The sequence below is a fragment of the Myxococcus sp. SDU36 genome (assembly GCF_030168875.1).
Classification (GTDB): Bacteria; Myxococcota; Myxococcia; order Myxococcales; family Myxococcaceae; genus Myxococcus; species Myxococcus vastator.
The window spans coordinates 1843464-1858038 of record NZ_CP077414.1; the positions used below are offsets into that span (position 1 = coordinate 1843464).

General features: G+C 67.9%; 11 protein-coding genes and 2 pseudogenes. 5 read left to right on the forward strand and 8 right to left on the reverse strand.

What is annotated here, in order from left to right; translation table 11 throughout:
• The first annotated feature begins 420 nt into the window (after positions 1 to 420).
• Positions 421 to 2808: an ABC transporter permease gene (locus tag KGD87_RS07415; RefSeq protein ID WP_284666777.1), complete on the forward strand. Its 2388-nt coding sequence runs from the start codon at positions 421 to 423 to the stop codon at positions 2806 to 2808.
• Between the two features lie 468 nt (positions 2809 to 3276).
• On the opposite strand, the gene KGD87_RS07420 is transcribed toward KGD87_RS07415, so the two are convergent.
• Positions 3277 to 3606, reverse strand: coding sequence for a hypothetical protein (locus KGD87_RS07420; RefSeq protein WP_284666778.1), 330 nt, complete (start codon positions 3604 to 3606; stop codon positions 3277 to 3279).
• Positions 3607 to 4134: 528 nt separating this feature from the next.
• On the opposite strand from KGD87_RS07420, the gene KGD87_RS07425 reads away from it, so the two are divergent.
• The gene (locus tag KGD87_RS07425; RefSeq protein ID WP_284666779.1) at positions 4135 to 5313 is read left to right on the forward strand and encodes an IS256 family transposase; all 1179 of its coding nucleotides are present in this window, start codon (positions 4135 to 4137) and stop codon (positions 5311 to 5313) included.
• 542 nt (positions 5314 to 5855) lie between these two features.
• Here the strand turns inward: KGD87_RS07425 and KGD87_RS07430 are convergent.
• A complete protein-coding gene (locus KGD87_RS07430; RefSeq protein WP_284666780.1) occupies positions 5856 to 6788 on the reverse strand; it encodes a DUF4082 domain-containing protein in 933 nt (310 codons plus the stop codon).
• A gap of 244 nt (positions 6789 to 7032) precedes the next feature.
• Between KGD87_RS07430 and KGD87_RS07435 the strand changes: the two genes are divergently transcribed.
• On the forward strand, positions 7033 to 7686 hold the full coding sequence (locus KGD87_RS07435) for a glutathione S-transferase family protein (RefSeq protein ID WP_284666781.1): 654 nt from the start codon (positions 7033 to 7035) through the stop codon (positions 7684 to 7686).
• A 206-nt stretch (positions 7687 to 7892) separates the two neighbouring features.
• Here KGD87_RS07435 and KGD87_RS07440 read toward each other — a convergent pair whose 3' ends face one another.
• From KGD87_RS07440 to KGD87_RS07455, 5 genes and pseudogenes are all read right to left on the reverse strand, one after another.
• Positions 7893 to 8267: a hypothetical protein gene (locus KGD87_RS07440; RefSeq protein ID WP_284666782.1), complete on the reverse strand. Its 375-nt coding sequence runs from the start codon at positions 8265 to 8267 to the stop codon at positions 7893 to 7895.
• Between the two features lie 176 nt (positions 8268 to 8443).
• Positions 8444 to 8881: pseudogene (locus KGD87_RS36870) on the reverse strand (discoidin domain-containing protein); the annotation flags it as partial.
• 432 nt (positions 8882 to 9313) lie between these two features.
• Positions 9314 to 9703, reverse strand: coding sequence for a hypothetical protein (locus KGD87_RS07445; RefSeq protein ID WP_350101691.1), 390 nt, complete (start codon positions 9701 to 9703; stop codon positions 9314 to 9316).
• A 1144-nt stretch (positions 9704 to 10847) separates the two neighbouring features.
• Positions 10848 to 11513 (reverse strand): GNAT family N-acetyltransferase, encoded by a 666-nt coding sequence (locus KGD87_RS07450; RefSeq protein ID WP_284668596.1) that lies wholly within the window; start codon positions 11511 to 11513, stop codon positions 10848 to 10850.
• Positions 11514 to 11570: 57 nt separating this feature from the next.
• Positions 11571 to 11741, reverse strand: a pseudogene (locus KGD87_RS07455) (DUF3565 domain-containing protein); the annotation flags it as partial.
• A 204-nt stretch (positions 11742 to 11945) separates the two neighbouring features.
• Here KGD87_RS07455 and KGD87_RS07460 point away from each other — a divergent pair.
• Both KGD87_RS07460 and KGD87_RS07465 read left to right on the forward strand, forming a co-directional pair.
• Positions 11946 to 12380, forward strand: coding sequence for an AgmX/PglI C-terminal domain-containing protein (locus KGD87_RS07460; RefSeq protein WP_284666783.1), 435 nt, complete (start codon positions 11946 to 11948; stop codon positions 12378 to 12380).
• 213 nt (positions 12381 to 12593) lie between these two features.
• The gene (locus tag KGD87_RS07465) at positions 12594 to 13691 is read left to right on the forward strand and encodes a helix-turn-helix transcriptional regulator (protein WP_284666784.1); all 1098 of its coding nucleotides are present in this window, start codon (positions 12594 to 12596) and stop codon (positions 13689 to 13691) included.
• Positions 13692 to 13807: 116 nt separating this feature from the next.
• On the opposite strand, the gene KGD87_RS07470 is transcribed toward KGD87_RS07465, so the two are convergent.
• On the reverse strand, positions 13808 to 14518 hold the full coding sequence (locus tag KGD87_RS07470) for an iron-containing redox enzyme family protein (protein ID WP_284666785.1): 711 nt from the start codon (positions 14516 to 14518) through the stop codon (positions 13808 to 13810).
• Between the last annotated feature and the right edge of the window lie 57 nt (positions 14519 to 14575).

Below are 14575 nucleotides of genomic sequence, written 5' to 3' on the forward strand. Positions count from 1 at the left end.
CCTCCGGAGTGGAGGCCGTGAATGCGGTCAACCCGGGCGCATGAGGGGCCTCTGGCGCATCCGGATTCGATGGGTCCATTGAAGCGGGCCACCTCTTCGGCTCGGAGACACAGGCAGCGCAGGAGGCGATGCTCGCCAGCACCAAGAGGTTTCGGAACATGGGGACCTCGATGGGGGGGCAGTACCACCTGCCTCCGCTCGCCGAAAGTCACCGATGGCGCACTGACGCTCCGGAACATTGAAGCTGTCAGGAATCCGCAGCTTGGGCCCAGCGCGTCTTGCTCGTGGTCCGGGCGCTTGTCCGATGGTGGGATTTCGCGTGCCACAGGCGAACGCGAGGCACGCCCCGACCGGGTGTACAACGGGCCCTGTCCGACGCGACGCTTGATGGCGTTGAAGTTGCAGCGGAGCCGGTCCTTCATGTCCCAGCTCCTTCTGGACGTTCGCCTGGCCCTGCGCCGCATGCGGCGTGAGGCCGCCTTCACGCTGATTCTCGTCACCACGCTCGCGTTGGCCATTGGCGCCACCACCGCCGTCTTCAGCGCGGTGTACCAGGTGCTGCTGCGGCCGTTGCCGTACCGGGCGCCGGAGCAGTTGGTGACGCTGTACCAGTCGACGCCTCAGCGCGAGCGGCTGGGCGTGTCGCTGCGGTCGCTCCAGGCCTGGCGCGAGCGTGCATTCTCATTCCAGGGACTGGAGGGGCTGTCGCTACGCGACATCACCTTGGCGGGTGACGGCGAGCTGGAGCGGGTGCGCGCGGGGCGGGCAACGGCGGGCCTGTTCTCGCTCCTGGGCGTGCGACCGTTGTTGGGACAGGACTTCCGAGCGGAGACGGACGCCAACGGCCTGCTCCTGTCGCATGCGCTGTGGCAGCGGCGCTTCGGTGGCCGCCCGGACGTGGTGGGACAGACGTTGATGGTGGATGACCAGCTCCACACGGTGGTGGGGGTGTTGCCCGCGGGCTTCCGCTTCGCACCGGACGTGGAGGCGTGGAAGCCGTTGGTGCTGTCCGCGGAGGAGTCGGCCGGAGGGGTGTGGCTGCGCGTGGTGGGGCGCCTGCGTGAAGGTGTGTCCGCGGAGCAGGCACGCACGGAGTTGACGGACCTGGGCGCCGCGCTGGTGCGCGAGCCGGGCTTCGCGGAGGAGCCCGCCGGAGTGCGGTTGGTGCCCTTGCACATGCAGGTGGTGGAGGGCTCCCAGGAGCGGCTGTGGCTCCTGGCCGGCGTCGTGGCGTTGGTGCTGCTGGTGGCCTGCGCCAACGTGGCCAACCTGTTGCTGGCCCGGGCCTCCGCGCGGGAGCGCGAGGTGTCGGTGTGCGTCGCCCTGGGCGCGGGCCGCGCGCGGCTGGTGCGGCAGTTCCTGGTGGAGAGCGGGATGCTGGCGCTCATGGGGGGCGCCGCCGGCCTGCTCCTGGCGATGTGGGGCATGGAGCTGCTGCGCGCGCTCATGCCACCTCAGTTCGTGGACGCCGAGGCCCTCCGCCTGCAGCCGCATGTCCTGGGCATCGCGCTGTTGCTCTCGGTGGTGACCAGCCTGCTCTTCGGCCTGGTCCCCGCGCTGCGGGTGTCGCGCGCGGATGCGCGGGGCGTGCTGGGCGGGCTGCGAGGCGGCGCGGGGGCCACGCGGCGTGAAGGCGGGCGCGTGGTGCTGGTGGTCGCGCAGGTGGCCCTGGCGCTGATTCCGCTGGTGGGCGCGGGCCTGATGCTCCGCACCCTCCAGGCCTTGAGCGCGGTGCCGCTGGGCTTCAACCCCCAGGGCGTCACGGTGGTGGACCTCTCCCTGCCTTCGTCGAAGTACCGGGAGGAGGCTGCCCAGCGCGCCCTCTTCTCCAGCGTGCTGGAGCGGGTGCGCGCGCTTCCGGGCGTGACGTCCGCGGGCATGTCGAGCACCGTGCCCCTGTGGGGGCGCAATGGCCTGGCGCCGGTGCTGCTGCCGGGCGAATCGGCAGCGCAGGCGGACTCTCGGGAGCGGGTCCTCTTCCGCACCACCAGCGACGGCTATTTCAACACCCTGGGCATCCCGTTGAAGGAAGGGCGCGCCATCGAAGCCTGGGATGGGCCGGGCACCGCGCCGGTGGTCGTGGTGAACGAGACGTTCGCTCGCCGCTACTTCCCCGGGCGGAGCGCGGTGGGGCAGCGCGTGCAGCTGGTGCTCGACGGTGAGCCCTTCCGCGAAATCGTGGGCGTGGTGGGGGACGTCCAGCACGACAGCCTGGACGCGCCCCCGGCCAGCGAGGCCTTCGTCCCCATGGGGCAGCTCTGGGGGCTGCACATGCTGCTCACCGTGCGTGCCTCGCAGGACGCTGCGGTGCTGGCTCCGGTGCTGCGCGAGCAGCTTCGCGCCGTGGCCCCCGCGCTCCCGAGGGCCTCCGTGCGCTCGCTGGAGTCCGTCGTGGACGCCAGCCTGGGCCACACGAAGGTGCTGGGTTCGCTGCTGGTGGCCCTGGCGGTGCTGGGGCTGGTGCTCGCGGGCGTGGGGCTCTACGGCGTGTTGTCCTATTCGGTCAGTCAGCGGACGCGCGAGCTGGGCATCCGCATGGCGCTGGGCGCGACCGGGCAACACCTGGTGTGGCGGGTGGTGGGGCAGGGGCTTTGGATGGCCGTGGCTGGCGTCCTCCTGGGGCTTGGCGGCGCCGCCGTGCTCGCGCGCAGCCTGTCCAGTGTCCTGTATGGCGTGGGTGCGTTCGACGTCGTCACCTTCACGGCCGTCCCCGCGCTGCTCGCGGCAGTGGCGTTGCTGGCCAGCTGGCTGCCCGCGCGCCGTGTTACCCGTGTGCCGCTGTACGAGGCGCTGCGCTCGGACGACTGATCGCGCAGCGCAGATGAACTGAGCGACGGCGCCGCCGCAGTGGACGTGTCCTCCGCGGCGTGTCGTCCATGGGCTGCGCGAGCGCCAGGCAGGGCAGGAGGAGCGACAGCAGGACGAAGCGGTTCGCGTGGGAGTGCATGCGCGCGGGACACCTCGTCAGCGCCCGACGCGCGCGCGGATGCCCTGCCATCACCTCCGTGCCGGACTTCATGCTGAACGGACCACGCGGCCACCCCAGGGGCCTCCTCGCGGCGGTGGACCGGAGTCACTCCCGTAGCTCGCTGTTCGGAAATGTCGGGGGTTTTGACGCCACAAAAGTCCCGACATTTCCGAACAGCGATCCACCGGGCTGCGCGCCCGACCCGTCCAGGGGATGCTCCCGGCGCATCACATGAGGTGGGCCTGGTTGTTGTTCTCGAAGCACACATCGACCAGGCCCTTCACCCCGGTAGGAGCCAGACCGTTAGCTCACCCGGTGTACTTCTGCATCAAGCAGGTCTGCGTCTCGCTCCAATCGGAGAGCGCGCGCAGTAGCACGGCCTCGTTCTCGGGCGTCGGCTGCGCCTGATAGTTCAGCCAGGCCGCACCGGTGGCGTCGAAGCCGTCGGCGTCCTGCTCCACCACGTCATTGATGAGCTGCTCCTGGGTCAGCCGTACCTTGGCCTCCCTCAGGACCCACTCATTGAAGCGCTGGTCCACAGCACGCCAGGCCTCAAGGGCGGACCGTACCCGCGCGGGAACGTGCGGGTCCGTGGCGGCCATCACGAGCTGCTCTTGAAATTCCTTACCCAGAGACATCTTGAAACCTCCTTACGTGGGTCATGGGCTTGACCGGAACCTGTCAACGCAAGTGAGACAGTGAGTTCGAGAGCTTCCGGAGCAGCCTCCAGTGAGGTGGAGCGCCGCGCGGGGTCGTTTATCCAGACGATAGTGGGTGGGGCCTGCGGCTCGGTTTCTCCTCCACCAAGGTCTTGCCATGGGAGGAGGCGGTTTGGCAGGATACTTGCTGGGAAACCGCTCCCGCGCCGAATCAGTCGCGTCATTGAGGTCTTTTGAGTGCCACTCAAGGCGAATTCGTTGAGCGGCATTTGTGTCAGTGATTTTCAGGAAGGAGACCGCGGGTGTTCACCCTCTTTGGGCTGATACGATGGGTGTCAGTTGCCGCTGGTGCCTTGGTTGGAGGGCTGGCCGGCATCCGGCTCGCGGTGGTCGTGTCCCTATAAGTGTGTAGATGGCGAGGCGGGACGAGCGGGAAAGAGGGAAGCTCCTCGGTGAAACCAACCGAGACGGTCTCCCCCTGGCAGGGGAGCCGAGGAGTTCCCTGACGTGGACGATACCGAGTTTGAATCCCCCGCGCACGAAGAGGTGCAGGCCGACCTGCGGGCGCTGTTCCGAGGCGCCATTCGGATGACACTGGCGGCCCTGCTGGAGGAAGAGGTACGGGAGCTGGTGGGGGCTGGCCGGTGGCAGCGGATGGTGGGCCGGGCGGACGTGCAGAGCGGCAGCTACCTGCGCACGTTGGTGACGTCGGCGGGGGCTGTGGAGATGACGGTGCCGCGCACCCGGCACAGCGGCAGCGCGGGAGAGGTGCTGGGCCGCTACAAGCGTCGCAGCGCGGAGCTCGACGAGGCGATTACCAGCGCGTACGTGCAGGGCGTCTCCACGAGGAAGATGGGCAAGGTGACGCGCGCTCTCATGGGCGAGGCCGTCTCGCGCTCGACGGTAAGCCGGGTGACGAGGACGCTGGAGGAGAAGGTGGAGGGGCTGCGCAACCAGCCCCTCACCCAGGCCTTCCCCTACCTCTACCTGGATGCCACCTTCCTGGACGCCAGGTGGGCGCGCACGGTGCAGAACGTCTCGGCCCTGGTGGCCTACGGCGTGGGCGAGGATGGGCACCGGCACCTGCTCGCCGTCACCCTGGGTGGCAGCGAGTCGGCGGAGTCCTGGCTGGACTTGCTGCGCCAGTTGCTGGAGCGAGGGCTGAAGGGCGTGCGGCTCGTCATCGCCGACGGGCACGTGGGCCTGGCCGCCGCGGCCCGCCAGGCCCTGCCCGAGGCGCGGTTGCAGCGCTGCACCGTGCACCTCACCCGGAACGTGCTCGCCAAGGCGCCCTGGAAGCTGCGTGGGCGCCTGGGCAAGGAGACGTCGGCCATCTTCGAGGCCCCCAACCTCCAGGACGCCAGGAAGCGGCTGGCGGCCCTTGAGGAGGGGCTGGGACGTCACCTGCCAGAGGCCATGGAGTGCCTGCGCGAGGGCTTCGCCGCCGCCACCTGCTTCTTCGCCTTCCCCCAGGCCCACTGGAAGCGCCTACGCAGCACCAACGGCCTGGAGCGCCTCCACGGTGAGGTGAAGCGCCGCATCCGCGCTGTCGGCGCCTTCCCGGACCGCGCCAGCGCCCTGCGCCTCATCATCGCCGTCGCACTTGAAGTCACCGGTGTCTGGGATGACCGCCGCTACCTTGACATGTCTCTGCTGAAATCAACCCCTGACACTTCCGCTGCATGACGCCGCCGAGGAGCCTTCCTCCCCCGACCCCCCTCCGAACCAACTACACAGGATTCGGGACTTGACCCTCGCGGTGGTGGGAGGTGGAGTGGGAGGGGCATTGGCGGGGATGGCGCTTGGATGGTGGCTGGGCGGTCTCCCATACACGCTCTCCCTGCGAGCCTTGAGGAAAGACCTCAGCGGGGCCGATTCGGCCGCCTTAAAGCAGCGGCTAATCGACGAATATTACATTTCGGGCCTGATCCTGGATGAGTTGAACAGGCGGGGGGAGGATTGGGAGTCACTCGAGGGGGAGGTGTTTCAGATGATGCGGTCTGACTCGGTCCCCCGCAGGAGCATTGGGTTTCAGAATCTCCAACGCTTTTTTCCGGAACGGGCACGAGCCATGTCTGACTACGACCCAAGCGCCCCCACCGAGGATTGCCGCCAGCGAGTGGCGAAAATTCGAGCTTCGTCGCTGTGTTGAGTACTGAAACGGGGCCCGACGCGAATGCATCGCGCCGGGCCCCGGAGAATGAATCGCCTTGGAGGGCGCGAGTGACTCAGTTGTAGGTGGCGGTGTAGGTGCCGGCCAGGGCGCCGTCGATGAAGGCGAAGTCCACGCCCTTGATGGTGCGCGTCACCGTCGTCACGGGGGCGCCCGCGCGGGTGACGGACAGCAGCGTTTGGCCCGTCGTGGTGCGGGTGGGCACCATGAGGGACAGGTTGCGCGCGGGGCTCGCGAGGTCGAAGGTGAGCACCGTGCCGGTGAAGGCCACGGTGGACACCTGGGTGGCCTCGCGAGCATCGAGCCACGCCAGCAGCTGCTTCGCGGTGATGACGGGCACGCCTTCACGCTGGGCGGACGCGATGATGGCGGCCGAGCCGGAGGAGCCGGCCGACGGCTGCGAGTCGACGTGCATGTTGGCGTTGAATGCGCCGTAGTAGCCCTGGGTGCCCAGCGCGTTGTCCAGCAGCGTGTCGATGTGCAGCGGGTAGGACTGGCCGGACTCGTCCGTCATCTGCGTGGCGATCTGGTAGACGTCCAGCGGCGTGCCGTCCAGGTCCGCGAAGCGCATGGCCAGGCCGGAGCCGGTGAACAGGCCGGGGCGGTCCTGCACCCAGTAATCGGGCCAGTAATAGTAGTCCTGCCAACCGGAGGCCGTCTCACCGGTGAAGGTGGCGAAGGCGAGGCGCGCGCCAGCGGCGCTCCAGAGACTGCCCACGTGGGTGCCGGTGTTGGCGGTGCCCTTGTAGAAGCGGATGCCGAGGATGTCTCCCTCGATGTCGGACTGGAACTTCACGCCCAACTCCACCGGGGCGAAGTCATTGGTGACGGAGGGGACGGCCGGGGTGGAGGTGGGGGCGAACAGCGTGTACGTCGGCTGGGCGCGCGCGGCGGTGGGCAGCGCGAGCAGGACGGTCGCGAGCAGCGCCAGCGCATGGGCGCGTGGCTGCCTCGCGACCCAGTTGGGCCGCGGCTTCGAGGGTGTCATTCGGACTTCTCCTTGGGGGATGGCACGACGAGACAGAGCAGCGGCGGCATCTTGATGTCCGTCCCTGACGTGGACAATGACGCGAGACGTAGGTCCGTGAGCCATTGCCGCATGACGCGATTTTGGCTTCCAGGCGGCCGGATGTTTCCGGCGTCGGTGGTCCTCGGGTGTGTAAATTGTTGAGTTCGGCGCTATCGGGCGGCAGGAAGAAACGGTGCACGCCTGAGCGCACGAGGAGCAGGACATGACCATCACCATCACCGCCTTTGAACGCTCGCCCGATCGCGGCAGGGGACTGGCGCGGGACATGCGGGTGCGCTGGGCACTGGAAGAGGTGGGCCAGCCCTACGACGTCCGTCTGCTGTCGTTCGATGCGATGAAGGAGCCCGCGCACAAGGCGCTGCATCCGTTCGGTCAGATCCCGACCTATGAGGAGGGCGAGCTCGCCCTTTTCGAGTCCGGCGCGATTGTCTTCCACATCGCGGAGCGCCATGCCGGCCTGCTGCCGGAAGATGCGAATGGTCGCGCTCGCGCGATCGCGTGGATGTTCGCGGCGCTCAACACGGTCGAGCCGCCGATCTTCGACCGCAGTCTGGTGATGATTCTCGAGCGCGACCAGCCCTGGTACGAGCATCGCCTGCGCGCGCTGGACGACATCATCCGGAAACGGTTGGACGATCTCTCCGCGCGTCTTGGCGCCGCCGACTGGCTCGACGGCGCCTTCAGCGCGGCCGACATGCTCATGGTGACGGTCCTGCGCAGGCTGCAGGGGACGGGCCTTCTCGAGGCGTATCCGAACCTCGCCGCCTATATCGCCCGCGCCGAAGCGCGCCCGGCCTACCAGCGCGCGTTCGCTGCGCAACTGGCGGTGTTCAACGCCGCCCTTTCGATCGGGTGACGGCGCACGGGCTTACGCCTCGGGTGGACCCGAAAGCAACGGCATCACGTCCACCGCGTCGCACGGGAAGAATGTGCACTGCGGATGATTTTCGAACAGCGTGCCAGCTCTGGCGCAGGGGGACGGTGTCGCCCCCTGCGCGAAGGCCGAGGAAGCCCTGGGTGGATGAGCCGCTTCGCGATGCACGAACATCGCGAAGCGCAGGGCTACTGCTTGCGATAGCAGAAGAACACGGGGTAATCGACGCCGGAGGTTCCCAGGATCTGGATCGCCTTGAAGCCATCCGGGCAAGACGCCATTCCGGTGAGGGGATTCACATACGGGCCGCCGCTGCCTTCACCGTACATTCCGCCAAAGCGGAAGGGAGACGGCAGATGGGGCTCGTAGGGACGGTGGCAGTAGCGGAGGTCGTAGTCGATGCCCGAGGACCCCAGCGCCGCGTCGGTCAGGTAGCCATTGGGGCATGAGGAGGCCTGGCTGATGTCATTCTTGTAGGCGCCGATACTCCCGAAGCCATACGCCCCGCCGAACTCCGCCAGGGGCACGGTCCCGTCCACCGCGTAGCGGCCACAGAAGTACATGTTGTAGTCGACGTTGGTCGTCCCCAGCGTCTGGTACGCCGTGTACTCCGGAGGGCAGGAGGGGCCCCGGTATAGGGGTTGACGTAGGTGCCCCCATTGAAGAACCCATACATGCCTCCGAAGTGCATGTGGGCGTCCGGCCCGAAGACCTGGACCTCGGCGAGGCTCAGGGGGTTGTTGGTGGTACCAAGCTGGACGCGGACGTAGCGAGCCTTGCTGTTGATGCTGAAGGAGGTCTGCCGCGGCGCCACGCCGGCGAAGGGGTAGTCCTGCCAGGTCGTGCCGTCTTCCGAGATGCGCACCCGGAAGTTCTGGAGCCGGTCCGAGCAACAGTCGGTGCGGTTGTAGAGGACCCCGTTGGAGATGAGGTGTGAAGCCTGGAGGTCGACCTGCCACCACGGCTGGGTTTGTTGGCTTTGCAGGGCGGTGTGGGTGACGGAACCGCCCCAAAAGTCGCCGTCGGTATTTCCGTGGGGGAGCAGCACTTCCACGCGTGGCGCCGGCCGTTTCCACGCGTGGAACCCGGCGGCTGACGCGTGGAAGCGTCGCCGGAAGTCTGCTTTGCTCCGGGTCGCGCCCAGCCATCCCCGTCCCCCGGCGTGGGACCACTCCACGGCCGATGCCTCCCGACGCCCGCTCTCCGCGGGGGGCGCCCGGCTCGTCCCCGCGCTGACTGTCGTCTCGCATTCGCAGATGCGCCGCGTCGGTGAGCGGCTGCTCCTGGAGGGCCGCCCAGAGGTGCCGGCGTCCTCTCCGGCCGTAGCCCTGGCGGAGGCTTGGGTTGAAGGCCTATTCGCGGGGACACTGAGTTGAAGAGAAGCCAGGATGCCGGACGACTTGGGTCGCCGGGGTCCTGGCGTCTCTCTTTTCGGGCATCGGGCGGGCCGCCCCGGGGGCCAGGCCTGATGCGTTCTCGGGTGTCTGCGATTTCGTGAGGAGGCCGCGTGAGAGTGAGGCGCGGTGCGGCAAAGCTTCGCCGTTCGGCCGGGGCGCCGTGCGCATGGAGGAGAGTGGCGGCCAGAAGCGGAGGGAGGGCCGGCGAGCCCTCAGTCCGGTGTGGCCAATGCCGTCTGTCGTCGTCCATGGACGAGGCTGTCGCGCAGCAGCTCGCACGCGCGTGTCCACTCCACGAGGTGACGGCCTTGCGGAGGCAGACGCGTTCTGAAGCAGGCGAGCAGATTGAAGGCCATCGCCCGCAGCCAGGCCACCACCTCCAGGGCCGTGCGCGTTGGGCGGCAGGGCTGGCGCGCGTCCTCGCCCAGCACCACGTCCAGCGTCCAGTTGTGGCGATTCTCAATGCCCCAGTGCACCCGCACCAGCCGCAGCAGTTGGTGGAAGTTGAAGACGGTGGTGTCCAGCGAGGTGACGAAGTAGCGGTAGTCCTCCGCCCGGAGGTTGTCCTCGTCGTCCCAGTGCTGCTGACGCACCAGCAGCAACGTGCGCGCTCCAGGAAGTCCACCTCGTCGGGCGTCAGCGCGTGCGTCCACAACTCGCGCACCACTGTCTGCCCATGCGCCCGCTCCTCGGTGCGCGAGCGGGCTGGGCACTGCTTGGAGGCGATGGCCCGCATGGCGTACTCGTGAAGGGTGGGCTGGTTGGCCTTCAACCCGAAACAGTAGTGCTTGCCCAGCTCTCGCACCAAGGCTGCATTCTGCGCGGCCGTCAGCCCCGCGTCGGCCGTCACCACCCCAAAGTGCTCGCCAAAGGCTTCCACCACCCGCGGAAGCAACTGCCGGAAGGCCGGAGACTCACCCTCCTTGGCTCCGATGAATTCCAAGTCCAGGCAGGGCGCCGCCAGCGCACTGGTGAGCACGGCCCGCAGCGCGCCCAGTCGCCACAGTGCGCGGCCCTCCTCGTCGTTGGCGACGGCCTCCAGCCCCTCCACCTCGCCCTGGTGCGTCGTCCACAGGCTCTTGCCGTCCACGCTCACCACGCCCAAGGGAAATGGCAGGCGGGGGGCGCTCGAATCCTCCAGCACCTCGCACGCCTGGGCCCTCAACGTCTCCCGCAGGCCGTCCGTCTGCTGCTTGCGCAGCAGACGCCAGAGCGTCGAGCCCCTCACCGAATGCGGCAACTCCAGTCGCTTGCGCGTCCGCGCTCCCACATCCCCCGCCAGCTGCGCGGCCTGCTTCAACCCTTTCTTGCCCACCGCGAAGCCAGCCACCACCAGCCCCAACAGGCCCAGGTGCTCATGGCGGGTGCCACGCGCGTCTCGCGGGTCCCTCACCGCGTCATCCCACTGCAGGCGCGCCTGTCGCAGCACGCGCCGCTGTTGTCCTCGAAGTCCACCCATGCTCGACTCCTTCTCGCCCCGGTCCACGCGTCTCGCGGAGCGGGGCATAGGGGGGATGGGGCTCGCCGGCCCCGTCCCTCCGCCTCCGGCTGCCGCGCTCAGTTTCGAGCACAACCCACCCGCCAGGGGGCGATCATCCAGGGCACCCGTCAGGTGGTGCACGAATCCGCTCACCCCTCCCGCGCGCAACCCCGCGACCCGACGACCCTTCTTCAAATCCGACCCCGAGAAAACGCATCAGGCCTGCCCCGGGGGCCGCGTGGAGCCTGGGCTCCGGCGCCAATGCGCTATTCGTTCCGGAAGTCCCTTCGCTCCTGGATGAAGTGCTCGAGGTCCTCGTCCTGCCCTAGATGGCGGAGCGCGCGCGCCTGGTGGCCAGCGTGGCGAAAGCCGGCCTTCTCCAGCACACGCCGGGAGCCGGGGTTGCGGGTGAAACAGTTGGCATGGAGGGATTCCAGCCCGAGCGTCTCGAAGCCGTAGCGGACCAGGGCCTGTGCGGCCTCCGTGCCAAAGCCCTGCCCCCAGTATGCGCGGCCGAGCCAGTACGAGAGCTCGGCCGTGCGAGGGCGCTCCTCGTCGGCTTTCACCAGCCCGGCCACGCCCATGAACTCGCCGGACTCGGAATGGCCGAGCGCGAAGACATGGGAGCGTGCATCCAGCGAGGCAATCCAGGCTTCCGCCATGCCGTCTTCGAACGGATGCGGAATTCCCGCCGCGTTCGCCGCCACCTCGCGGTCACCCGCCAGACGCTGAATGGCGCTGGCGTCTTCAGGGAGGAGGGGACGGAGAATCATGCGGGCACTCACGAGGGCTCCCTCCCCGCGCTCAGGGGCAAGCGCGCGCCGGATGACAGGGCGCAGGTCGGCCGCACCGAGCGCGTCCAGGGCAAGCGCCCATCGGCCCTCGGCGCAGAGCCCGCTCATGCCGCCGTCCTCATAGGCCCGCAGGGCCACCGTCCGCAGCGCTTCGCGAACCGCCTCGGCGACCGCGCGCCCTGCTTCGTCACAGCGCTTGCAATCGAGCTCGACACCGAGGCGGCTGCGCCTCCCGTCCTCGGAGAGGACCCAGGGGCGCACCATCCAAGGCGGTTCATGGCGCATGTGCTGCCGGTGGCCACACTCGAGGTCAGCCACCCAGTGGGCTTCCCGGTCGAGGTGGAAGCCTGTGATTCTCTGGTTCATCGCGGGTGACACGATAGGGGTGAAGTCGCGGCGAGCGGAAGCGCCGCGACAACGTCGCAAGACCTTCTCCGCCGGGTGGTGAGTCACCCCGTGAGGATTCCATGTGGATGAAGTGTATCTTCTCCGAGGAGGAACTCTCGCGGAGCGCTTCAGCCGAGGCTGATGATTGACGCATGTCCCATCCGGAACCTAGGATTCCTCGTCATGAGTTCGAAAGACAACGCCCCGCGTTTTGAAGGAAACAGCGAAAGCGAAACAACTCCAGACAACCCGCCGGGGCTCGCTCGCGTCGAAGAGCACCCGTCCGGTCTGTCAATCAGCTCCGAGGTGTCGATGGATGCCGCCGGAAGGCTCCCGCCGGAGGTCATTCAACGCATCATCAGACAAAACTACGGGCGCTTCCGCCTTTGCTACGAGAATGGCCTCAGGAACAACCCGGACCTCCAGGGGAGCGTGTCCGTTCGTTTCGTCATCGGTCGCGATGGGGCAGTGAACCAAGCTGAGGACGCGGGCTCGGACATGCCGGATCATGGGGTCGTTTCGTGCACCGTTCGTGCCTTCTACGGTCTGAGCTTCCCGGAACCCGAGGGCGGGCCCATGACGGTCGTGTATCCCTTCATGTTCTCGCCGGGTGGGTAAACTGGGCTTGGGGCGCTAACGCGGCCTCTTGACTGGCCGGGGCACAACCCGGCCGGCCTCGTCAGCGGCCCTCCTCGGCCTTCGGAATGGGCGCGCGGGCCGCGCACAACTCCGCGATCGTGTCGGCAGGGTGAGGGACAGATTTTCAGTCCGGGGCTATGGACGGAGGACATCCCCGCACATCCCACGGAGTTGTCTGACAAGGAGAGGCGGATGTTCAACCCAATGGACTTCAACGCTCGCGAACTCATGGCCCGGGACAGGGTCACCGAGGCCCTCTGTAACGGCTCGCCATCCCTTTCGAAGGTCCTTGAAAAGACGCGAGCGCCGCTTCTCGAGTTCGTCCAGGCCGACTCCGTGGCCCTGTGCCTCATGCGCGTCGGGCCTTCGTTCGACTTCCGATGGCACGTCCCGGGCCCTCCTATCCCCATTCTCGAGGAGTATGCCGGCGTGGTCGAACATGACTTCCTCCGGGCCCCCATCCTCGCCCGGCCCGGAGTGCCCATCTGCGATACGCAGCTTCTCTCCCGCGGGGAGTACGAACGAACCCTCATCTACCAACGCAGCCTGGAACTGGAGCCGTGCCTGGAACACATCCTGGCCGTCCTCTTGCCCATCCGCCCCGGCCTCGTCGGCGCCCTCGCGTTCTACCGGCACGAGCGGTCTCCTTTCTCCTCCCAGAGCATCACCGCCCTCTCCAGCCTGACCAGGCACATGGCGGGCACCCTGGGCACCTGCCACGACTACCATGACCTGACCGCCCGCACCCAGGTGCTTCAAGAGAGCTACCAGCGCAAGGACTCCGCCTTCCTTGTCTTGGAGCCTCCCACGCACGAGGTGTCTCGCTCCTCGCACGCCACCGCCCTGCTGGAGCGCTGGTTCACCCCTTCGGACTTCCACGCCTCCGGGCTGCCTCGCGTCCTCAAGGAGCAGTTGGACGCACTGATTCGAATGGACGCGGACTCGCGGGTCGGGAAGAACCTCTGGGTCATCAACCATCCCGATGGCTACCGCACGTGCCGGTTCGTTGAGCTGCCCGCTGGTGATGGACCTCGGCAATGGGCCCTCCTGCTGTCCGAGCTTCCCCACTCCATCCCACTCCCCTTGGACATGCAGCGCGCGCTCACGCCCCGCGAGCTCGACATCGCGAGGGGCGTGCTTCGAAACTGGTCCAACGGACAGATCGCCGATGAACTCAATATCTCGGGCCAGACGGTGAAGGCTCACGTGCGAAACCTCTTCGACAAGCTGGGCGTCGATGGCCGTGCCGATTTCCTCTACCAGGCAGCCCACCTCAACAGGCCGGTGTGAGCCGGCCTGCGCGCCCTCGCGTCGAGCGGAAGATGTCGTGAGGGACCGCATGGAAAGGCGCCTCCCGAATGCAAGGATTCAAACGGGAGGTTCCCCCAGCTTGCGCGCGGTTGTCTCTACCTCCCGAGGGGTAGGCCGGAGGCGCCGCCCTCACGGAAGATGCACGGGTAGACGTTCCGGGCGACGCGGGCCGACAAGAGGATTGCCTCCTGGTCCTCCGGCTCCGTCAGCCGCCCGAGGAGCCGCGCCATCTCCGCCACGTGGTCTCCGTCCAGGGCCCCATGGCTGCGCAGGAACGTCACGGACTTGTGGATGTTGGGAATGGCGGCCACCTCCTTCAGTCGCTCGGCCCAAATGCCCGCCCGCGTCTGCGACAGGTACTCCAGCACGTACGAGGTCCCCAACGCGGCCGTCGGCACGCCCGCGCGGGACGTGAAGAAGTTCCACCCCGTATAGGCCTCCACCGCCGGGCTCCGCGCCGCCGTCTCCACGGACTCCTCCGGGCACCCCAGGTTCTTCAGGTCCGACAGCAGCCACCGGTCGTGCCCTCGCTCCTCCTCCGCCTTCTGGATCAGTAGCTCCGCCAGCTCCGGGTGCCGGCCCAGCCGCTTCAGCCGCTCGCCCGCCTCGCGGAGGATCGGCGTGCTCCAGCGGGCGTAGTGGTACGTCTGGACGAGGTAGTGGATGTAGCCCGCCGTATCGAGCGTGCCGTCGAGGAGGCGGCGGGCGTCGGGCTGCGCATCCACCGCCGCCACCAGTCCTCGCGCCTCCGCGTCCAGCGCCGCCAACCAATTCGTTCCGGTGTGATTCTCCGCCTGTGTTCGCACGTACGTCTCCTGTCCGGTGCCCGTGGGGCTCCCGGTCGCCGCGTGTTGAAGGTAAAG